General features: G+C 62.7%; 18 protein-coding genes. 11 read left to right on the forward strand and 7 right to left on the reverse strand.

Annotated features, from left to right (window positions below; translation table 11 throughout):
• The first annotated feature begins 21 nt into the window (after positions 1-21).
• Genes ACOSV0_RS20700 through ACOSV0_RS20735 form a run of 8 tightly spaced genes read left to right on the forward strand, consistent with a single transcriptional unit; the run spans position 22 to position 9,381 of the window.
• A complete protein-coding gene (locus ACOSV0_RS20700; RefSeq protein ID WP_434116037.1) occupies positions 22-903 on the forward strand; it encodes an IclR family transcriptional regulator in 882 nt (293 codons plus the stop codon).
• Entirely contained in the window at positions 900-1,697 is a 798-nt protein-coding gene (locus ACOSV0_RS20705) for an SDR family oxidoreductase (RefSeq protein ID WP_434113120.1), read from the forward strand. Before ACOSV0_RS20700 ends, ACOSV0_RS20705 begins: the two co-directional genes overlap by 4 nt.
• On the forward strand, positions 1,690-3,348 hold the full coding sequence (locus ACOSV0_RS20710) for a thiamine pyrophosphate-binding protein (RefSeq protein WP_434113122.1): 1,659 nt from the start codon (positions 1,690-1,692) through the stop codon (positions 3,346-3,348). The genes ACOSV0_RS20705 and ACOSV0_RS20710 overlap by 8 nt, the downstream gene beginning before the upstream one ends.
• Complete coding sequence (locus ACOSV0_RS20715; RefSeq protein ID WP_434113123.1) at positions 3,341-4,171, forward strand: aspartate dehydrogenase; 831 nt, start codon at positions 3,341-3,343, stop codon at positions 4,169-4,171. The genes ACOSV0_RS20710 and ACOSV0_RS20715 overlap by 8 nt, the downstream gene beginning before the upstream one ends.
• A 40-nt stretch (positions 4,172-4,211) precedes the next feature.
• Positions 4,212-5,702: an aldehyde dehydrogenase gene (locus tag ACOSV0_RS20720; RefSeq protein WP_434113125.1), complete on the forward strand. Its 1,491-nt coding sequence runs from the start codon at positions 4,212-4,214 to the stop codon at positions 5,700-5,702.
• Positions 5,703-5,728: 26 nt separating this feature from the next.
• Entirely contained in the window at positions 5,729-6,694 is a 966-nt protein-coding gene (locus ACOSV0_RS20725) for a VOC family protein (RefSeq protein ID WP_434113127.1), read from the forward strand.
• Positions 6,687-7,952, forward strand: a complete 1,266-nt coding sequence (locus tag ACOSV0_RS20730) for an NAD(P)/FAD-dependent oxidoreductase (RefSeq protein ID WP_434113128.1) — start codon at positions 6,687-6,689, stop codon at positions 7,950-7,952. Before ACOSV0_RS20725 ends, ACOSV0_RS20730 begins: the two co-directional genes overlap by 8 nt.
• Before the next feature lie 25 nt (positions 7,953-7,977).
• On the forward strand, positions 7,978-9,381 hold the full coding sequence (locus tag ACOSV0_RS20735) for an MFS transporter (protein ID WP_434113130.1): 1,404 nt from the start codon (positions 7,978-7,980) through the stop codon (positions 9,379-9,381).
• 124 nt (positions 9,382-9,505) lie between these two features.
• On the opposite strand, the gene ACOSV0_RS20740 is transcribed toward ACOSV0_RS20735, so the two are convergent.
• The 4 genes from ACOSV0_RS20740 to ACOSV0_RS20755 form a co-directional block, all read right to left on the reverse strand.
• Positions 9,506-11,233 carry a J domain-containing protein gene (locus tag ACOSV0_RS20740; RefSeq protein WP_434113132.1) on the reverse strand — a complete coding sequence of 576 codons (1,728 nt, stop codon included), beginning with the start codon at positions 11,231-11,233 and terminating at the stop codon, positions 9,506-9,508.
• Between the two features lie 6 nt (positions 11,234-11,239).
• Positions 11,240-12,949, reverse strand: coding sequence for an Hsp70 family protein (locus ACOSV0_RS20745; RefSeq protein WP_434113134.1), 1,710 nt, complete (start codon positions 12,947-12,949; stop codon positions 11,240-11,242).
• Positions 12,950-13,219: 270 nt separating this feature from the next.
• A complete protein-coding gene (locus ACOSV0_RS20750) occupies positions 13,220-13,681 on the reverse strand; it encodes a GNAT family N-acetyltransferase (RefSeq protein ID WP_434113136.1) in 462 nt (153 codons plus the stop codon).
• A 49-nt stretch (positions 13,682-13,730) separates the two neighbouring features.
• On the reverse strand, positions 13,731-13,997 hold the full coding sequence (locus ACOSV0_RS20755) for a hypothetical protein (RefSeq protein ID WP_434113138.1): 267 nt from the start codon (positions 13,995-13,997) through the stop codon (positions 13,731-13,733).
• A 112-nt stretch (positions 13,998-14,109) separates the two neighbouring features.
• Here ACOSV0_RS20755 and ACOSV0_RS20760 point away from each other — a divergent pair, with 112 nt between their 5' ends.
• Positions 14,110-15,615 carry a PLP-dependent aminotransferase family protein gene (locus ACOSV0_RS20760; RefSeq protein WP_434113140.1) on the forward strand — a complete coding sequence of 502 codons (1,506 nt, stop codon included), beginning with the start codon at positions 14,110-14,112 and terminating at the stop codon, positions 15,613-15,615.
• On the opposite strand, the gene ACOSV0_RS20765 is transcribed toward ACOSV0_RS20760, so the two are convergent.
• The 3 genes from ACOSV0_RS20765 to ACOSV0_RS20775 all read right to left on the reverse strand — a co-directional run bounded on the left by ACOSV0_RS20765 (position 15,612) and on the right by ACOSV0_RS20775 (position 18,326).
• Positions 15,612-16,715: an NAD(P)/FAD-dependent oxidoreductase gene (locus ACOSV0_RS20765; RefSeq protein WP_434113142.1), complete on the reverse strand. Its 1,104-nt coding sequence runs from the start codon at positions 16,713-16,715 to the stop codon at positions 15,612-15,614. The two genes, ACOSV0_RS20760 and ACOSV0_RS20765, sit on opposite strands and share 4 nt — an antisense overlap.
• A 148-nt stretch (positions 16,716-16,863) precedes the next feature.
• Positions 16,864-17,067 carry a DUF3562 domain-containing protein gene (locus ACOSV0_RS20770; RefSeq protein ID WP_434113144.1) on the reverse strand — a complete coding sequence of 68 codons (204 nt, stop codon included), beginning with the start codon at positions 17,065-17,067 and terminating at the stop codon, positions 16,864-16,866.
• Positions 17,068-17,252: 185 nt separating this feature from the next.
• Positions 17,253-18,326: a DMT family transporter gene (locus ACOSV0_RS20775; RefSeq protein WP_434113146.1), complete on the reverse strand. Its 1,074-nt coding sequence runs from the start codon at positions 18,324-18,326 to the stop codon at positions 17,253-17,255.
• A 276-nt stretch (positions 18,327-18,602) separates the two neighbouring features.
• On the opposite strand from ACOSV0_RS20775, the gene ACOSV0_RS20780 reads away from it, so the two are divergent.
• Both ACOSV0_RS20780 and ACOSV0_RS20785 read left to right on the forward strand, forming a co-directional pair.
• A complete protein-coding gene (locus tag ACOSV0_RS20780; protein WP_434113148.1) occupies positions 18,603-19,202 on the forward strand; it encodes a uracil-DNA glycosylase family protein in 600 nt (199 codons plus the stop codon).
• A 287-nt stretch (positions 19,203-19,489) separates the two neighbouring features.
• Positions 19,490-20,089 (forward strand): cytochrome b, encoded by a 600-nt coding sequence (locus ACOSV0_RS20785; protein WP_434113149.1) that lies wholly within the window; start codon positions 19,490-19,492, stop codon positions 20,087-20,089.
• Positions 20,090-20,139: the final 50 nt, after the last annotated feature.

Genomic DNA, 20,139 nt, shown 5'->3' on the forward strand with positions numbered 1-20,139 from the left:
ATGACGTCCGACACGCATGACATGGTTAGCGCCGAGCGCGACGCGGACGCCGACCGCAACGACGCAGACACCAGCAGCGATATCAGCTATCGCGTACCGGGTCTGGAGCGCGGTCTGAAGATTCTGACGGAGTTCTCGCCGCGCGAGCCGGTTCTCGGCGCACCGGAATTATCGAAGCGCCTGAAGATTCCCCGCACGACGGTGTTCCGTCTGCTGCAAACACTCGAATCGCTCGGCTTTCTCGAGCGCGCCGACAAGGACCGCAACTATCGCCTCGGTGTCGCGGTGCTGCGGCTCGGTTTCGAATATCTGAGCTCGCTCGAATTGACCGACCTCGGTTTGCCGATCATCGAAGCGCTGCGCGACGACACGGGTTTGACGAGTCACATTGTGATTCGCGACGGACGTGATGTCGTATTCGTTGCCAAGGCACAAAGCCATGCGCCGATTTTCAGCTCGGTGAAGGTGAATGTCGGCACCCGCCTGCCTGCCTATGCGACGACGCACGGCCAGGTACTGATGGGCGACATGACGCTCGACGACTTGAAGAAGCTCTATCCCGAGCCGGAACTCGAACGCTTCACGAAACAGACGCCCGCCACCGTCGACGATCTGTACGAGCGCATTCGCGACGACGCACGGCGCGGTTTCGCGATCAGCGAGTCGTCGTTCGAACGCGGCATTTCGGTGGTGAGCGCGCCGGTGCGCAACGACACGGGCCGCATTGTCGCCGTGATTACGACGACGATTCCGCGTCATGAGATCGACGCTTCGCTGCTCGACAGCGGCCTGATCGACAAGGTCCGCCGCGCGGCCGACGAACTCTCGCAGCGGCTCAACTATCGGCCGAAGGGTGGCCCGGACGCAGGCGCGAAATACATGAAGGCATTGGGGCTCAAATGATTCAAATCGACTTGACCGGACAGGTGGCGGTGGTGACGGGCGGTTCGTCCGGCATCGGCCTTGCAACCGCCGAACTGTTTCTGCGGGCAGGCGCCTCGGTTGCGATCTGCGGACGCGACACGGAGCGTCTCGCGCAAGCGGAAACCGCGCTGAAGGCGCAGTTTCCTCAAGCGCAACTGCTGGCGCAAACCTGCGACGTGCTAGATGCGAGCGAAGTCGCGGCCTTCGCGCAAGCGGTGCAAGGGCGTTTCGGCCGTACCGACATGCTGGTGAACAACGCCGGCCAGGGCCGCGTGTCGACGTTCGCCGACACCACCGACGACGCCTGGCGCGAAGAACTCGACCTGAAGTACTTCAGCGTGATTCGCCCGACCCGCGCGTTCCTGCCGATGCTGCGCGATGCTGCAAATCCGGCAGTGGTTTGCGTGAACTCGCTGCTTGCGTTGCAACCCGAGCCGCACATGGTGGCGACTTCGTCGGCACGTGCCGGCGTGTTGAGCCTCATTAAGTCACTCGCGGTCGAACTCGCGCCGCAACGTATCCGCGTGAATTCGATTCTGATCGGCATCGTCGAATCGGGTCAGTGGCGCCGCCGTTACGCGAAAGAAGCACAACCGGGCCAGAGCTGGGAAGACTGGACCGCCGAACTGGCGCGCAAGAAAAACATTCCGCTAGGCCGCTTCGGCAAACCCGAAGAAGCCGCTCAAGCGCTCTTTTATCTGGCTACGACGCTGTCGTCCTATACGACGGGCAGTCACATCGATGTTTCTGGAGGCGTTGCACGACATGTCTAACAAAACCACCGTTGGCGAACTGATCGCCGCTTTTCTCGAGCAATGCGGCGTTCAAACCGCATTCGGCGTGATCTCGATCCACAACATGCCGATTCTCGACGCGATCCACAACCGCGGCAAGATTCGCTACGTCGGCGCACGTGGCGAAGCGGGCGCGGTGAACATGGCCGACGGACTGGCACGTGTCTCCGGCGGCCTCGGTGTCGCGTTCACCAGCACGGGCACCGCAGCGGGCAACGCAGCGGGCGCGATGGTCGAAGCACTGACCGCAGGCACCGCGTTGCTGCACGTCACCGGTCAGATCGAAACTGAGTATCTCGACAAGGACCTCGCGTATATCCACGAAGCGCCGGATCAACTGTCGATGCTGTCGTCGATCTCGAAGGCCGCGTTCCGCGTGCGTTCGGTCGAAACCGCGTTGCCGACGATCCGCGAAGCCGTACGTGTCGCGCAAACCGCGCCGAGCGGCCCGGTCAGCGTTGAAATTCCGATCGACATTCAAGCTGCCGAAGTCGAATGGCCCGCCGATCTGGCCGCGCCTCATGTCACCACGCTTACGCATTGCAGCCAGCGTGTCGTGCAACTCGCGGATCAACTGGCGAATGCGAAGCGTCCGCTGTTGTGGCTCGGCGGCGGCACGCGTCATGCACGTGCCGCGGTTGAACGTCTCGTGGCGTTGGGCTTCGGTGTGGTGACCAGCGTGCAGGGCCGTGGCGTGCTGCCGGAAGATCATCCCGCGACGCTCGGTGCGTTCAACGTGCATGCCGCTGTCGAAAGCTTCTACAAGACGTGCGATGCGTTGGTGGTGGTCGGTTCGCGTCTGCGTGGCAATGAAACGCTGAAGTACAAGCTGGCGTTGCCCCAGCCGCTGTATCGCGTCGACGCTGACGCGCTTGCCGACAACCGCGGTTATCGCAACGACATGTTCATTCACGGCGATGCATCGGCCGTACTCGAAGAACTCGCGACGCTGCTCGAAGGGCGCCTGAAGGTCGATCCGACATTCGCTCAGGACCTGGCCGCCGCACGCGAAAGCGCCGTCGCCGATGTGGGCAAGGGTCTCGGCCCGTACAAGCGCCTCGTCGACGCCCTGCAGCAGGCAGTGGGCCGCGACTACAACTGGGTGCGCGACGTCACGATTTCGAACAGCACGTGGGGTAACCGCATGCTGAAGATCTTCTCGCCGCGCGCGGGCGTTCATGCACTCGGCGGCGGCATCGGCCAGGGCATGCAGATGGGGATCGGCGCGGCACTCGCGGGCAATGCCGCGAAGACCGTGTGCCTGGTCGGCGATGGCGGCCTGATGGTGAACGTCGGCGAACTCGCAACGGCCGTGCAGGAAAACGCCAATGTCATGATCGTTTTGATGAACGATCAGTGCTACGGCGTGATCCGCAACATTCAGGACGCGCAATACGGCGGCCGCCGCTGCTACGTCGATCTGCACCAGCCGGATTTCGCGCAGTTCTGCGAGAGCCTGAAGCTCACGCACTACCGCATCAAATCGCTCGACCAGGCCGAGGAGATCATCCGTGAAGGCATGGCGAAGACCGGTCCGGTGCTGGTCGAAGTGGACATGCTGTCGGTCGGCTCGTTCGCTACCGCGTTCGCGGGCCCGCCGGTCAAGGAAAAGGAGCCGGAACATGCGTGAGACCGGCTACGCGGGGCATCACGCACCCGTCGACGTCGCGATGATCGGCTTCGGCGCGATCGGCCAGGCGGTGTATCGCTCGGTCGAGTCGGATCCGACCGTACGCGTGTCGCACGTGATCGTGCCGGAACGTCATATGGCGTCGGTGCGTGACGTGGTGGGTGCGTCGGTCGACGTGGTGGCCTCCGTGTCCGCGTTGAGCAGCCAGCCGCATTTCGCGCTGGAATGCGCGGGGCACAGCGCCCTGGTCGATCACGTGGTGCCGTTGCTGAAAGCCGGCACGGATTGCGCGGTCGCGTCGATCGGCGCGCTCTCCGACATGATGCTGCTCGACGCGCTGTCCGCTGCCGCCGATGAAGGCGACGCGACGTTGACGCTGCTCTCGGGCGCGATCGGCGGCGTGGATGCGTTGGCTGCAGCGAAGCTCGGCGGCCTTGACGAAGTGCTGTATACGGGCCGCAAGCCGCCCACCGGCTGGCTCGGCACGCCCGCGGAACAGATGTGCGATCTGCACGCGCTGACCGAAGAGCGCGTGATCTTCGAAGGCAGCGCGCGTGAAGCAGCGCGGTTGTATCCGAAGAACGCCAACGTCGCCGCGACGATCGCGCTGGCCGGCCTCGGCCTGGACCACACCACGGTACGCCTGATCGCCGACCCGAACGTGTCGCGCAACGTGCATCGAATCGTGGCACGCGGCGCATTCGGCGAGATGTCGCTGGAAATGTGCGGCAAACCGCTGCCGGATAACCCCAAGACGTCTGCATTGACCGCGTTCAGCGCGATCCGTGCGTTGCGCAATCGCGCGGCACGCTGCGTGATTTAAGCCATTAGCTGATTAGCTGAAGCAATCTGGAACGACCGACATGACTCACTTCGATACCAGCCTCGTGCCCAACGGCGACATTTTCATCGGCGGCGAATGGCGGCAAGGGCGTGGCAACCCGTACAAAAGCCTGTATCCGGCGGATCAGTCGGTCAACATGGAAATCTCGACGGCCAATGCCGACGACGCCCGCGACGCGGTAGAAGCCGCGGATATCGCATGGCGCCGCGCGGATTGGTCGGGCTTGAAGCCGCATCAGCGCGCGCTGATTCTGTACCGCATCGCCGATCTGATCATGGCGCGTCACGAAGCGCTTGCGCAATTGCAGCGCCGCGACAACGGCAAGCCGATTGGCGAAACGCGCGTACTGGTGGCGAGCGCCGCCAACACCTTCCGCTATTTCGCGGCCTGCCTGGAAACACTCGACGAAGAAGTCACGCCCTCGCGCGGTGATTATCTGACGATGAGCATTTACGAGCCGATCGGTGTGATCGCGGCGATTACGCCGTGGAATTCGCCGATTGCTTCTGACGCGCAGAAGCTGGCTCCGGCGCTGGCTGGTGGCAATGCAGTGGTGTTGAAGCCCGCGGAAGTGACGCCTTTGGTCTCTTTGGCGCTGGCGCGCATCTGCGAAGAAGCCGGTGTGCCGAAGGGAGTCTTAAGTGTGGTGCCCGGCAAAGGTTCGGTAATCGGAGACGTGCTGGTGCGCCATCCGCTGGTGAAGAAAGTCTCGTTCACGGGCGGCACCGAAGTGGGCCGCGGCATCGCGCGCATCGCTGCGGACAAGCTGATGCCGGTGTCACTGGAACTCGGCGGTAAATCGCCGACCATCGTATTCGACGACGCCGATCTCGATCACGCCGTGAACGGCGTGCTGTACGGCATTTTCAGTTCGTCGGGCGAAGCGTGTATCGCGGGCTCGCGGCTGTTCGTGCAGCGCTCGATTTACGACGCGTTCATGAAGCGTCTCGCGGAAGGCGCACGCAAGTTGCGCGTCGGCGATCCGTCGCGTGCCGAAACGCAGATGGGTCCACTGATTACCGCGGCACATCGCGAAACGGTCGAACGTTACGTTGCATTGGGTCTGGAGGAAGGCGGCCGCCTGCTGTGCGGCGGCGAACGTCCGGTGGGCGACGGCCGCGAACAAGGCACCTACTTTCAACCGACGATACTCGAAGGTCTTACGAACGACGCCCGCATCTGCCAGGAAGAAATCTTCGGCCCGGTGCTGGTCGCAATGCCGTTCGACGACGAAGCATCGCTCCTGAAAGAAGCCAACAACAGTGTGTTCGGCCTTGCCGCCGGCATCTGGACGCGCGACTACAAACGCGCCTACAGGATCGCCCGCGCGCTCGAAGCCGGCACCGTGTGGATCAACACCTACAAGCTGTTCTCGATCTCGACGCCGTTCAGCGGCTGGAAAGAGAGCGGCATGGGACGCGAGAAAGGCCGTCTCGGCATCCGCGAATACATGCAGCAGAAGAGCCTCTACTGGGGCTTGAACGACGCGCCGCTGGCGTGGGCGAACTAATACGCGAAATACGCAAGAGGCACGTGATGACGATTCTCGGCATTGAACAGATTATTTACGGCGTGACGGATCTTGCCACCTGTCGGCGGTTTTTCGCGGATTGGGGCCTGAAGGAAGTCGCGCACGACGAAACACACGCACGCTTCGAAACGCTGAACGGTTGCACGATTCTTGTGGTCGACGCAAACGACCCGTCGCTGCCGCCCGCTTTCGAAGAAGGTCCGACCCTGCGTGAAGTGACGTGGGGCGTAGCCACGAAAGCGGAACTCGACGAACTGCGCGGCCGCTTTGCGGGTCAGCCGGGCCACTTCGAAACGGAAGACGCTGTGGGCTGCATCGATCCGAACGGCATGGCGATTCGCGTTGAAGTAACGCGCAAGCGTGCTTTGGATATCCACGGGTCGCCCTCGAACGTGTGGGGCCAAACGCTGCGCGTCGATCAACCGTCGCCGATTTACGAGCGTGCTGAACCGGTTGAAGTGGGTCACGTCGTGTTCTTCACGAATCAACTCGCGGAACAGGAAAAGTTCTACCAGGAACTGCTCGGCTTCGAAATGTCGGACCGTTATCCGGGCCGCGGTGCGTTCATGCGCTGCGCGCCGCACGGTGGCCACCACGATATTTTCCTGCTGGCCTTGCCGGGCGGTAAGCGTGGTCTCAATCACGTGGCGTTCACCGTGCGCGATATCCACGAAGTGTTCGGCGGCGGCATGCATATCAGCCGTTGCGGTTGGGATACGCAACTCGGTCCGGGACGTCATCCGGTGTCGTCGGCGTACTTCTGGTACTTCCAGAATCCGGCTGGCGGCCTGATCGAGTACTACGCCGACGAAGATCAACTCACGCCCGAATGGCAGCCACGCGACTTCGAGCCGGGTCCGACCGTCTTCGCCGAATGGGCGATCGACGGTGGCATCGACGGCAATACACGTCGCCAGAAAAACGCGAAGGCGCCGGAAGGCAAGTTCATGACGGAGCGGAAAAATGACTGACGCTGCTGCTGAAAAGGCGCAAGCCGCGCATGCCGGACTCGAAGCGCCGCGCACGATTGTCGTGATCGGTGGGGGGCAGGCAGCGGGTTGGGTCGTGAAGACATTGCGCAAAGAGGGCTTCGACGGCCGCCTCGTGATGATCGCCGATGAGATTCATCTGCCGTACGAGCGTCCGCCGTTGTCGAAGGCCGTGCTCGCCGGTGAGGCAGATATCGAAACCGTGCGGCTTGTTAAACCCGACGATTTCGACGCGTTGAACGTGGAGGCATGGCAGCCGGACTGCGCGACGTCGATTGATCGTGAACAGCGTATCGTGCGCACGCAGTCGGGCCGTGAAGTGCAATACGACCGTCTCGTGATCGCCACGGGTGGTGCCGCGCGCCGCTTGCCGGATGCGTTGGTGAAGACCTCGCACATCACCTATCTGCGTACGCTCGACGAAGCCATTGCGCTCGGCGAACGGCTGCGCGCAAGCAAGCGCGTGCTGGTAGTCGGCGGCGGCTGGATCGGTCTCGAAGTCGCGGCCACCGCCCGTAAACTCGGCGTTGGAGCGGCGATAGTGGAAGGCGCGCCGCGTCTGTGCGCTCGCTCGTTGCCGCCGATGGTGTCGGATTTCCTGCTGCAACTGCATCGCGCGAATGGCGTGGACGTGCGTTTGAACGCATCGCTCGTGTCGATCGCGGATCATCCGAACGACGCCAACGTTATCCGCGCAACGTTTGCCGACGGTTCCACTCTGGACGCCGACTTCGCCGTCGCCGGTATCGGCCTCGCGCCGCACACGGCATTGGCTGAAGCCGCGGGTATCAAGGTGGAAGACGGCATCGTCGTCGATCATTTCGGCGCGACCGACGACCCGCGCATCTTCGCTTGCGGCGACGTTGCGAATCATCCGAGCGCGTGGTTGAAGCGCCGCGTGCGGCTCGAATCGTGGGCCAACGCGCAGAACCAGGCGATCTCGGTGGCGAAAGCCTTGCTCGGCACCTTCGAACCCTACGCGGATATTCCGTGGTTCTGGTCCGATCAATACGACATCAATCTGCAAATTCTCGGCGACATTCCGGGCGATGCGCAACTCGCGGTGCGCGGTGATTTGCCGGGCAAACGCGCCACGCTTTTCCATCTGGAAGACGGCGCGATTCGCGGCGTGATCGCCATCAACACGCCACGCGAGCTGAAGCTCTCGCGCAAATGGATGAACCAGGGCCGGACGATCGACCTTGCCACCCTGACCGACGCCTCAACGGCGCTTGCCTAACCCCACCTATGGACGGCACCACGGCATGAGAACCATCGACAACACCATGGGGGACCGCAGCAGCGCCGGTGTCTCAGGCCCCGTGACCCGGGGCTCGATCATCGCGCGTCTCGAGCGTTTGCCGAAGAATGCGATGCAGGTGCGCGCGCGCATACTGATCGGTCTCGCGACGTTCTTCGACGGTTTCGACGTAATCGCGATCGCGGCCACGCTGCCGATCCTGATCGCGAAATGGCATCTGACGCCGTGGGAAATCGGCTTTCTGATCGGCTCCGGTTCGGTCGGGCAGTTGATCGGCGCGTTCGTGTTCCCGTGGTATGCGGAGCGCAAGGGGCGGGTGAAGGCGATTGCGTTGAGCTCGGGGATCATCGGCATTACGAGCATTGCGTGCGGTTTTGCGCCGACCTTCGCCGCGTTTGTCGTGTTGCGCGTGATTCAGGGCTTGGGGCTCGGCGGCGAATTGCCGGTGGCCGCGACCTATATCAACGAGATTAGTCGCGCACATGGGCGTGGCCGTTTCGTGCTGTTGTATGAGATCGTGTTTCCGGTTGGTCTGCTCGCTTCGAACGCATTGGGTGCGTGGATCGTGCCGCGCTTCGGCTGGCAGGCGATGTACTTTATCGGCGGCATGCCGTTGATTCTGTTCTTCGTGCTGCGCAAGCTGGTGCCGGAGTCGCCGCGTTGGTTGGCCGAACGCGAACGGATGGCCGACGCCGATGTTGCCGTGCACGCTTTCGAACGCGCGGTGAAAGGTCCGCTGCCTGTGCCCGCGAATTCGGCTGAGTTCGAAGCAATGGCTAATCGCCATCCGAAGCGCCGTATGAGCGATCTGTTCGGTCCGGCGTATCTGAAGCGCACGATGGCGGTGGCGATGCTGTGGATCACCTGCGGCTTCATCCAGTATGGCCTGTCGACCTGGTTGCCGACGATCTATCGCACGGTTTATCACGCGCCGCTGCAACTGGCGTTGAATCTGGCGGTGGCGGCTTCGGTGCTGGGCGTGGTGGGTTCGTTGACCTGTGCGTTGCTGGTCGACAAGGTGGGGCGTAAGCCGATCATCAATTTGTCGTTTGTGGCGTGCGCGCTGTCATTGCTGCTGGCAGGCGTGTTCCACAATTCGTCAGTGTATGTGGTGGCGACGTGCTGCGCGTTTTCGCTCGGCTTCCTCGCTTGCGGCTTCATCACGGCTTATGTGTACACGCCAGAGCTCTATCCGACCAGCATCCGTGCAATGGGCTGCGGTGTGGGCGGCGCGTGGCTGAAGGTGGCGGCGATTTTCGCACCGGCAATCGTGTCGAAGACGATGATCGGCGGCAATCTGCAAGTGGCGTTTTATATTCTCGCGGCTGTGCCGTTCATTGCGGCAATCGCGGTGCACTTTCTGGGAATCGAAACCAAGGGGAAGGTGCTGGAACAGCTTGAGGCTTGAGGTTCTTTTAGCGTGTGATGAGTTTGGTGGGCGGTTGATGTAGAAGTACCGCGATAGCAGGGAGACGAAGGGCGCACTGGGTGGTGCGCCCTTTGTTTTTTGACGGCCTCATTAGAGGCGACCTTTAAGGCGCCGTTCGCCGCGGTAAGCGCCGCAGCTTCAGCTCCTCAATAATCCAGACACTCATCAACCCCGCACTCACACAAGCGATAATGGCCGGCTTGGAAAGTGCCAGCGCGAACCAGACGAGGTGAACATAGCCGCGGAAAAACCCCGGTACGGCCCGACGCAGATCGTTCCAACGCGTCGTCGCCAGCACGCCACCCGTCGCGGCCATGACCGTGAAGAGCGCCCACGCGAATTGCGTCGAACGTTCGTCCCGTTGCAATAGCAGAACGATCAATGCGACGAAGCCCGTCAACCACATCGCCGCCCCGAACCACGCGAGGCGCGGACGGCGTGCAAGCCAGCCGCGGCACTCCTGTTGCGCGAAAGAGAAAAAGAAAGCGAACAGCACCCCGTGCGCGAATGGCATTGACCACGCTCGAGGATCGGTGGCGAACCAATGACCGGTGAAGCCAAATCCAATCGCACCGACTGCGGCCAGTATCACAAGCGGCTTGATGCGCGGCCATCCGTAGATCAACGCGGCCCATATCGTGCAGAGGCCGAGTGTTCCCATTGCGATCGAGGTCGAGCGCCCGCTGCCGTCGTCGCACAACGAGGCGGCAGTCGCGCCAAGCCACACCGGAATCCAGCCATAACGCAGCCAGCCCATCGAGCGCAGCGCCCGCAGTCGCTGTTGCTGCGATTCGGATAGCAGGACGGTCGTCGCCGCGTTGGTGACCAATGTCACCATCAAGGTGGCCAGCAGCACGGCCCATTGAACGGGCGTCCATTGATCGAACCATCGATCGCTATTCAGGTTCATCGACGCATTCGCGAACAGCAAACCACACCAGGCGCTCAGCGCGAGCGCCGGACCGAACAACCGGCCCACGCCAATCCGGAACGTCAGGCAACGAGTCCAGAATTCGAGCTTCTCGCTGTCGAGCCGCAGGCGAACGACATTCGGATGATAGCGGCCAAGCGCAGTCAGCAGCTGTTCCATCTCGGTCCGCACGCCTGCACGAAGCAGGGCGTGTGCACCGGCCGCCAACAGCGGTTGAGGCCCTTCGAGCAGTGCCATTGCATTCGTGAAGCGCAGTCGCAGCGAGTTGTAGTCTTCGTCGGCGAACACGCGGTCTAGCGCGAGGGTCGCGATGGCAGCGTTGCGCCTTCGCAGATGGGCGGCGTTGTCCCGCCATCCGAGGACCGCGCTCAAGTTCATGCGCAGCGTGGCCGGCGCATCCTCGTTCAGGCAATGAACCAGCGCCTGCCATTCGAGTTCGTCGCGCGTCTGGATGTTGACGATGGCGGCGAACAGATCCTGCAGGGCACGGCGCGATTGGAGCTGATCGCGTTGTGCGGCGAAGTCTTGCCAGAGTTGAACGGCGTTTTCGAAGGCGTTGGGTTCGCGAGGCTGCGCTTCAGGCTGCGCCTCAATGAAGCCGGATGGTTGCGGCGTCTTTTGCGCGGCGGGTGTCGTACGCGAAACCGGCGCCGCTACCGGGCCAGGCGTCGATCCAGGCGTTGGCACCGACGCCTCACCTATCTTCTCCGTCGCGCCCTGGCTCGCCATCTGCAAAGCAGACTCATACGCATACCGCAGCCGCTGAAACGCCTCGGCGTCTTCATCCGGGCGTTGCTGTTTCAAAAGACGCGCATAGGCGCGGCGCACGGTGCGTTCGTCGGCGTTCGCCGCAATGCCGAGCACGTCCCACGGCCAGTGATAAGCAGAAGTCGTATCCATAGCCGATCAGTACGTCACATGCACATCGAAGCGATCCAGCAGCGCGCTCAGTTCGCTGCGCACATGCGCGATTTCGTCGGCGTTCTGCCGTTCGAGCAGCGACTGGAAGCGCGCGATATGTGCGGCCAGATACTGCCGATGCTCGCCCAGTGTTTCCTCATAAACGCGGTCGGCACGCGTGAGCAGCGTGCGATTCTCCAACTGATCGCGCGGATGAATCTTCAAAGCGCTCAATGCGGCGAGGCGTGCGCTAATTTCTTCCGGCGTCAGCACGCCGGGATTTTCTTCGATCACCATCGCACGTTTCACACCGCCGGGAAAGGCCGTGGCTTCCACTTCCAGGACGCCGTTGATGTCGTAGGTAAACCGGACATCCGCGCCTGCCTGACCGGCCGGTTTGACAGGCACGTCGAGCGTGAATTCGCCGAGCGGCACGTTGTCGACGGTCAAACGCGCTTCGCCCTGAAACACCTTGATGCTCAGCATCTGCTGACGATCGCTCACCGTGAAAATGCGCTGCATGCGGCTCACCGGCACGATCGTGTTGCGCTCGATGATCGGCAGAAAGTGTCCCGGCACGTATTGATTGGCGCCCACCTGCATTGCGGTATCGATGCCGAGGCTATACGGTGCGACGTCGGTCAGCACCATTTCCTCGAGCCCTGCGTCCCGCGTGACGAGCCCGGCCTGCACGGCGGCGCCGAGCGCCACGACTTCGTCCGGGTTCAGATTGGCGGCGGGCAAACGGCCGAACATCTTCGAGACCAGCTTGCGCACCATCGGCATACGCGAGGCGCCGCCGATGAGGATGATTTCGTCGAGTGCATCGACGGCGATCTTCGAATCGCGCAACGCACGCTCGACCGGTTTGCGCAACCGTTGCAGCAGGTGCTCGCAGGTCTGTTCCGCGGCAGCCGCGTCGAGTTCGAGTGCGTGCTCTTCATCGCCGACCGTGAGTTTGAGCGTGACGCTCCCAGCGCCGCTTTGCGTGAGCAGACGTTTCGCACGTTCGGCTTGCTGATGCAGACGTTGCGCGGCAACCGGCGTGAGCGATTTGACGCGAAGGTTATTGCGCTGGCAAAACAACTCGACAAGCGCCTCGGTGAAATCTTCGCCGCCCAGAAAATTGTCGCCGGTGCTGGCGCGCACTTCCATGACACCGTCGAAGAAGTCGAGCACGGAGACGTCGAAGGTGCCGCCGCCCAGATCGAAGATCAGGAACTTGCGTTCGCTGTCGCGCTGATGCACGCCGTATGCGAGCGACGCCGCGGTGGGTTCGTTGACGAGGCGCAGCACGTTGAGGCCGGCCAGTTCGCCGGCGATGCGCGTGGCTTTGCGTTGCGCGTCGCTGAAATAGGCGGGCACGGCGATTACGGCGTCGCGTACCGCGTCGCCGAGAAACGCCTCGGCATCGGCTTTCAACGATTTGAGCACAAGCGAAGACAGCTCCTCCGGACGCAGTGTCTGTGCGCCGAGCGACACGTTGCGATTCGTGCCCATGTAGCGTTTGAAGTTCGCGGCGGTGCGTTCGGGGTGCGTATGCAAGCGATCGTGAGCGGGGCGGCCGACGAGGATCGAGCCGTCGTCGTCGATAGAGACACACGACGGCGTCAGCACGTCGCCCAATGCATTCGGGATGAGGACAGCCTTGTTGTCGTGCCAGACCGCGGCAAGACTATGTGTGGTTCCAAGATCGATGCCGATGATCGAAGGCATGTACAGTTTCCGATTCGTTTTGCGGCCCTCCGTGAGGAGATCGCCCAAGGTCGCGTGGGAGCCAGATGGCGCTCCGTCCAATGGCGATAACGGCAGGCCGCATGCAAACTTGAGCGGCGCGGGGAGCGGCTGCGAACCGAATCGGTGCAAGAGATGCGATTCACATGGCGGCCGGGAAGACGGCCAGGCATGCGAATGCGGCGCGCCGCCCGTGGCTGGCGGCGCGAGGAGGGAGGTCGAACGCCTGCCGGGCGGGCGCGTGGCTCGACGTTACAGCGCCTTGCGGTACACCACGAAGCCGGAGTGCTCCGCGACCTTGTCGTACAGCTTCATCGCCGTGTGATTCGTCTCATGCGTCTGCCAGTAGACCCGCTGCAAACCGTCGGCCTTGGCCCGCGCATATACCGCTTCGATCAGCGCACGGCCGACGCCTTTGCCGCGCTCCGACTCCAGCGTGTAGATATCTTGCAGATAGCAGGTCGGCGCCACCATGGTGGTGTGACGGTGATACAGGAAGTGCACGAGGCCGAGCAACTGGCCGTTGCGTTCGGCGACAAACGCATGCATCGGTTCGTAGCTGTCGAAGAAACGTCCCCACGTAACCTGCGTGATCTCGCGCGGCAATGCCGTTTCGCCCGAGCGGCCGTAGAACGCGTTGTAGGCGTCCCACAGCGGCAGCCAGGCGTCGAAGTCGGCTGGCGTGACGGGGCGGATTTGAATCGAATCGGACATGGGTGTGGCTCCTTGTTGGGTTAGGGTCGCGGGCGAGTGACCGCCATTGCTAGGGCTGAGTCGAGCAAGCGTAGACGGCGGCGCTGAACGCCTGCTCACGATCTTCTTTGCTGGCGGCTGTTGCGACGGCTGCGTCTGCCGCATTACCGCGTTGCCCGAGACTTTCTTTTACGCAGCCATCCAGTCTTGCCCGCGCGGTTGCAGCGGGGTCGAGCGCGTCATAGGCATAAGCCATGCAAGCGAGCGCCACGCACCACTTCACCGCGACGCTGTAGCCCAGGCGGACGGTCACAGCGCGGCGTGCATGCGTGTTCATGGTAGCGGCCCCTCTTGCGATATTCATGGGTGGCGACTCTGGAACCGTCAGCATAAGAAATTTGTGGCACCATTGTTAGTTCCACAATGCGACCAGAATTTGGAGCCACGAATTGGACTACGGCCTGTTGATGTCGAACGTCGAGCGCGCAATGGGTGGTCGCAAGCTCACGCAGCAGGACCTGCTCTACGAGAGTTTGCGCCGCGCGATTCTCGATGGCGATATCCGCCACGGCAGCCGTCTTCTCGCTACGCGAGCGCTTGCCGAACAGTTGGGCATTGCGCGCAACTCGGTGCTCTACGCATACGAACGGCTCACCGACGAGGGCTTCATCACGGCGAGCCGGCATGGCTCCATTGTCAGTATGGTGAGCGGCTCGGGCACGTCACTCGCCACAGCAGGCGGCAGCGTGCAGACGCCCGAAAACCGCCTGTCGCGCCGCGTCGCCGATTTGCCGCGTGAACGCGCGAGTCCCGACGACCCCACGCCGTTTCGTCCCGGCGTGCCCGCACTCGACGAATTCCCGCTTGCACAATGGCGTGCCTCAATGGAGCGCGCATGGCGCTCGGTCGAGCCGGGCGAACTCGGCTACGGCAATAATGCCGGGCACCCCGCACTGCGCCGCTCGATAGCGGAATACGTTCGCGTGTCGCGCGGGGTGCGGTGTTCCGCGGAGCAAGTGTTCGTCACTTCAGGCACGCAGGCGAGTCTCGATCTATGCGCCTGCATGCTGGCCGATCCCGGCGACAGCGTCTGGGTCGAGGACCCCGGCTACCACGGCGCGAAGGCTGCGTTTCAGGCCGCTGGTTTGCACCTGGTGCCGATTCCCGTCGATGCCGCCGGCATGGCGCCGACGCCCGATCACTGGGAACAGACGCCGCCACGCCTGATGTACATCACGCCCTCGCACCAATATCCGCTCGGCAGTGTGCTGAGTCTGGAACGGCGCTGGTCGATCATCGAGAACGCGGTAGCGCGCGGCGCGTGGATCATCGAGGACGACTACGACAGCGAGCTGCGCCACAGCGGTCCGCCGTTGCCGTCGATCCAGGGCCTCGCGGCCGACACGCCGGTGATTTACCTCGGCACTTTCAGCAAGACGATGTTCCCGGCGCTGCGCATGGGCTTCATGGTCGTGCCGGCGCATCTCGTCGCCGACATTGACGAGGCACTCAGCGAGATCGCCCGACAAGGGCGCGTGGCGGAACAGATCGCCTTGGCGGATTTCATCGACAGTGGGAAATATGCGCGGCATCTGCGGCGCATGCGGCGTCTCTATCAGCAGCGCCGCACCGCATTGGTGAGCGCGATCGAGCGGCATATGGGCGACCTGGTGACGGTTTCGTCCGACGGCGGCGGCATGCATCTGACGGTGCGGCTGGATGTGCCGCTGCGCGACCAGGACGTGAGCGCGGCGACGCGCGAGCACGGTTTGCGTATCGCGCCGTTAAGCGCTTTTTGTCAGGCACCGTCTAAAGACGCCGCGCGCTACAACGGTTTTATGCTCGGCTACGCGGGGATCAAACCGCTTGAAGCAGACGCGTTGGTGGCACGGCTTGCCGCCGTGGTGCGTGGGCTGGACCGCGAGCGTCTTATTGTTGTGAAGAAAGCCGGCTAGACCGTTTCCGCCCTGAGCCAACGCGCGAGCATGGCGTCGTCATCGCTTTCCAGTGCTTGCGCGATCCGGTTTCCGACGGCCGCGCCGAATTTATAGCCGTGGCCCGAGCATGCCGACACCACCAGCGTGTTGCCGATGCGTTTCGAAAAAAAGCGTTTGTCCGCTGTGAACGTGTAGGCGCAGGTTTTGACTTCGGACACCGTATATTCGTCGATGCGGCTGAACGGCGGTGAAAACAACCGGCGCAGACGATCGCCTTCTCCAGGCGCCGCGACACGATTGGCGTCAGGATCCGGTGCACTGGATTTGTGCACGCCGGCGCCGAACTTCAGACCGACGCCTTCAATCGGCGGCAACACATAACCGTCGCTATCGCCGCCGATATCGACGATAGCGGGCGCATTCGACCAGGCGTCTTCCAGATCCGCAGGCGGCTCCATATACGCGACCGCGTTGCGATAAGTCATCAGATTTTCGGCGAGCGCGGGGAACAGTTGCAGCGTCCACGCGCCGGCGGCGACCACGAGCCGGTCGGCGGCGATAAGCGTGTCGTCGTCGAGCCGCACGGAGGCCGCGCGCGCATCGACGGCGAGTACCTTGGTATGCGTGCGAATCTCGGCGCCACGCATTTTGAGCCATGCTTTCATGTCGCGTGCAATGCGTTCGCTAAACAGCGCGCCGCCATCCTGGTCGAGATAGGCGTAGCGAAACGTGGCGGGGTCGAGAAACGGATAACGCTCGGCCGCTTCGCGCGGGTCGAACCGTTCATAGTCGAATTTCATCCGGTCGAGGCCGGCGCGGAAGCGTTCGGCGCCGTCGCCTGCGTGCTGCGAAATGCCCAGTACGCCGCAGTTCGCATAGTGGGATACACCCAGGTCATTCCACAGCAGGTCCCAACTATCGAATGCCTCGGCGATGGTGCGTGCGTAACCGTCGGCATCACCATAAGCACGACGGATCATTCGATGCCGGTCGCCCGAAGCGGCGAGGGGATTCGGAATCGAGCCCTGCTCGATCAGCGTGATGTCATGCCCGAGCCTGGTGAGCGACCATGCGGTGCTCAAGCCGGCAATGCCGGCGCCTACGATTGTTACCCGCATGCCATCTTCCCCCGAGTCGGTGTATCCGGGTCAGAGTCTAGCAGTGGGAAAAATAAATCAGTATGTGTTCTAGCGAATCGCCACGCGAGTCAGCGGGGTCGATTCATCGTGCTGTCAGGCAAGGCGGTGGTCTCCGCGCGCCGCCGTATCAATGTTGGTGGTTCGACGGATGACGCAGCTTGTCGCGTACTTTCTTCGCGGCGAACAGCGGCACGTAGTCGAACACACGCGCTTCGTGCCGATAGTCGGCGAGTGTGTCTGCATACATCTTCGAAACCGTTTCCGCGGGCGTGTCGGTTTCCTCTGCGATGCTTCTCACCACTTCGTCGATATTAGGCTCGGGTTGGGACATGGGTCTCTCCGGGGACAGCGGGGTGGGTAGGGGAACTGCAAGGAACAGGCACGCACGACAGGAGTTTCATTACAGGATGCGATTGGCCGCGATGCCAATTGAATCGATCTATCACGTGAACCGTTCCACAGAGATTTTTGTCTTGCACTGCGGCAAACTGCCCTTACACGCGATGCCGCAGGAAATCAATGCGTATGCCGGTGATGAATATCCGGGAAATGCGCGTGCGCATGCGTAATCGGCGCATGAGAGTGGGGATGGGTGTGCGGCTCGTCGCCGTCCCATGCGAAATCGTGCTCGTGCTGGTGATGCGCGTCGTGCCGGTGACGATGCGTGTGGTCAAGCGGCGCATGCGTGTGCGGATGCTCGTGACGTTCGCGGATGTGCAGCCAGACACCGAGTGTCATCAGGGCAGCGGCCACCCAGAACAGCAGCGGCGGCATTTCCGGCCACAGCAACCACGACAAGGTCACGCCAAATAGCGGCGCAACCGAGAAATAGGCGCCGGTTCGCGCGGTGCCGAGGTTGCGCAGCGCGACGACGAACAGCACGAGACTCACGCCGTAGCCCGCGAAACCCGTCAGCATGGCGAGCGCGACGGTCGCGGCCTTCGGCCAGGCGGCGCCGAGGATGAGCGCGAGCGCCACGTTGACCGAACCGGCCACGAGTCCTTTTATGCAGGCAATGAACATGGCGTCGTGAGTCGACACCTTACGGGTGAGATTGTTGTCGACGGCCCAGCATGCGCAGGCGCCGACCAGCAGCAGCGTGCCGGCCGCAAGGCCAGTCGCGCCCGGTTGTCCTGGTGCCCACGACAACGCTACGCCGCCCGCGACGATCGCGGCCATGCCCAGAAACACCTGAATATCGACGTTTTCGCGAAACACGATCCATGCGATCAGCGCGGTGAATACGCCTTCGAGATTCAGCAGCAGCGAACCGATGGCGGCCGGCGTCGTCTTCAGACCGAGCATCAGCAGCGCAGGCCCCAGGACGCCGCCGGCCACGATTGCGCCGGCGAGCCACGGCACCTCGCGCAACGGGAAACGGTTGTGACTGGCTGGCTGCCCGTGCGCGCGGCCGTTCAGCCGGCGCGCCAGGATCACGACGGCAAGGCCGATGCCGCTGCCGAGGTAGAACAGTCCGGCGAGCAGAAACGGCGATAGCGAGCCGAGCAGCGCCTTGGCGAGCGGAGTGGTCGCGCCGAACAGGGCGGCGGCGAGCAGCGCGGTGAAGGCGGCGTTGAAGCGGGTCGGCATGAGCGGGAAATTCGGTGGAGGCGGACGTTGCCGACACGATACCGCTATCGAGGCACGGATGCCTAACTTCGGTAAGCACACAATTCCGCTCGTGCGCATCGATCCGGCCCCGCAGAACGTAATACGTTCATTACCGCTTCATCCGTGTGGCTTCAAGGTGGCGAATGTTCCACATGGCCGCGGCCGACTTGTTTGATGACGCGAACGGGAACGAGTGGGGCGTGGGACACTACCGGTTTGCAAAGCGCTAAACCGAATCTTGATCCGCGCCATGGTATGAACGTAAGGAAACCCATTTTACTGACCACGCTATTGCGCGACATTCGCGCCTGTACGGTGTGCGCGCCGGTTCTGCCCCATGCGCCGCGGCCGGTCGTGGCGGCGTCTGCCGGCTCGCGCATTCTGATCATCGGGCAGGCGCCCGGTGCGCGTGTGCATGCTTCGGGCATTCCATGGAGCGACGCGAGCGGTGCACGTTTGCGCAAGTGGCTCGAGGTTTCCGACGAGACCTTCTACGACGCCTCGAAATTTGCACTCGTGCCGATGGGGTTCTGCTTCCCGGGCAAAGGCGCGAGCGGCGATCTGCCGCCGCGGCCCGAATGCGCCGCGCACTGGCATCAGGCCTTGCTCGCCGAATTGCGCGAGGTGCGTCTCACGGTGCTGATTGGCCAATACGCGCAGCGTTATGGTCTCGGTGACGCGTTCGGGCCGACGCTAACCGATACGCTGCTGCGTTGGCGGGAATATGGCCCCAACGTGATGCCGCTTCCGCATCCATCGCCGCGCAATATCGCGTGGTTCAAGCGCAATCCGTGGTTCGAAGCCGAGGTGCTGCCGACTTTGCGGACTCGGGTTGCCGCGGCGCTCCAGGCGTGATCCCACCTTGCGCCGTGCCGGCTCGACGAGCGGATCGAGTTGGCCGCGTTGATCATGTTGATCGTGTTGATCGCGCAGCGCCCGGCGGCATGCGCGCTCAACGCATCTCGGGCGATCCATGCCATGTGCTGTCGAAATAATCTGAAACACATCGCTCAGCGCCTGGTGGAATAAAACGTCACACTAATGCGTTTGCTTCATACCGTCGGCGCGCGCAGACAGAGCTGCGGTATGGCTGCATTTTCAAACAGCTTTCGCAAGAAATCCATTTGCAGACGGAACGACCGATGAATACTCACGCCGACTCCCTGACCGATTCGACCGGCACGCCGCTGCCGTCGCGCTATACCCGCACGGCGATAACGCTGCACTGGCTGATCGCGCTGCTGATGATCGTCAATGTCGTCCTTGGCCTGACTGCGGAATCATGGCCCGACGATTGGGTGCGTCCGGTGGTCGATACCCACAAGTCGATCGGCATCACGGTGCTCGGTCTCGCGCTGATGCGTATCTTGTGGCGCGTATCGCACAAGCCGCCGCCGTTGCCGCGCGAGTTTCCGTCATGGGAGAAGATCGCCGCGCATGTCGCCCATTTCCTGCTGTATCTGCTAATGATTGCGCTGCCGCTGTCCGGCTGGCTGCACGATTCCGCCTGGAAAGACGCAGCCACGCATCCGATGCGCCTGTTCAACCTGTTCCCCTGGCCGCGCATCGGCTATGTGATGAATCTCGATCCCACGCTCAAGGAAACCTTGCACGACCGCTTCGGCGCCTTGCATACATGGCTCGGCTACGCGCTGTATGCGTTGCTGGCAATGCATATCGGCGGTGCGTTGAAGCATCAATGGATCGATCGCAAGTCGGTTCTGAAACGCATGGTGCCGTAAGCACCATTACATGGCTTTCCCTCTAATAACCGCACCTTCGACGGACTCAG

The organism is Paraburkholderia caffeinilytica, assembly GCF_051027425.1.
GTDB lineage: Bacteria > Pseudomonadota > Gammaproteobacteria > Burkholderiales > Burkholderiaceae > Paraburkholderia > Paraburkholderia caffeinilytica_A.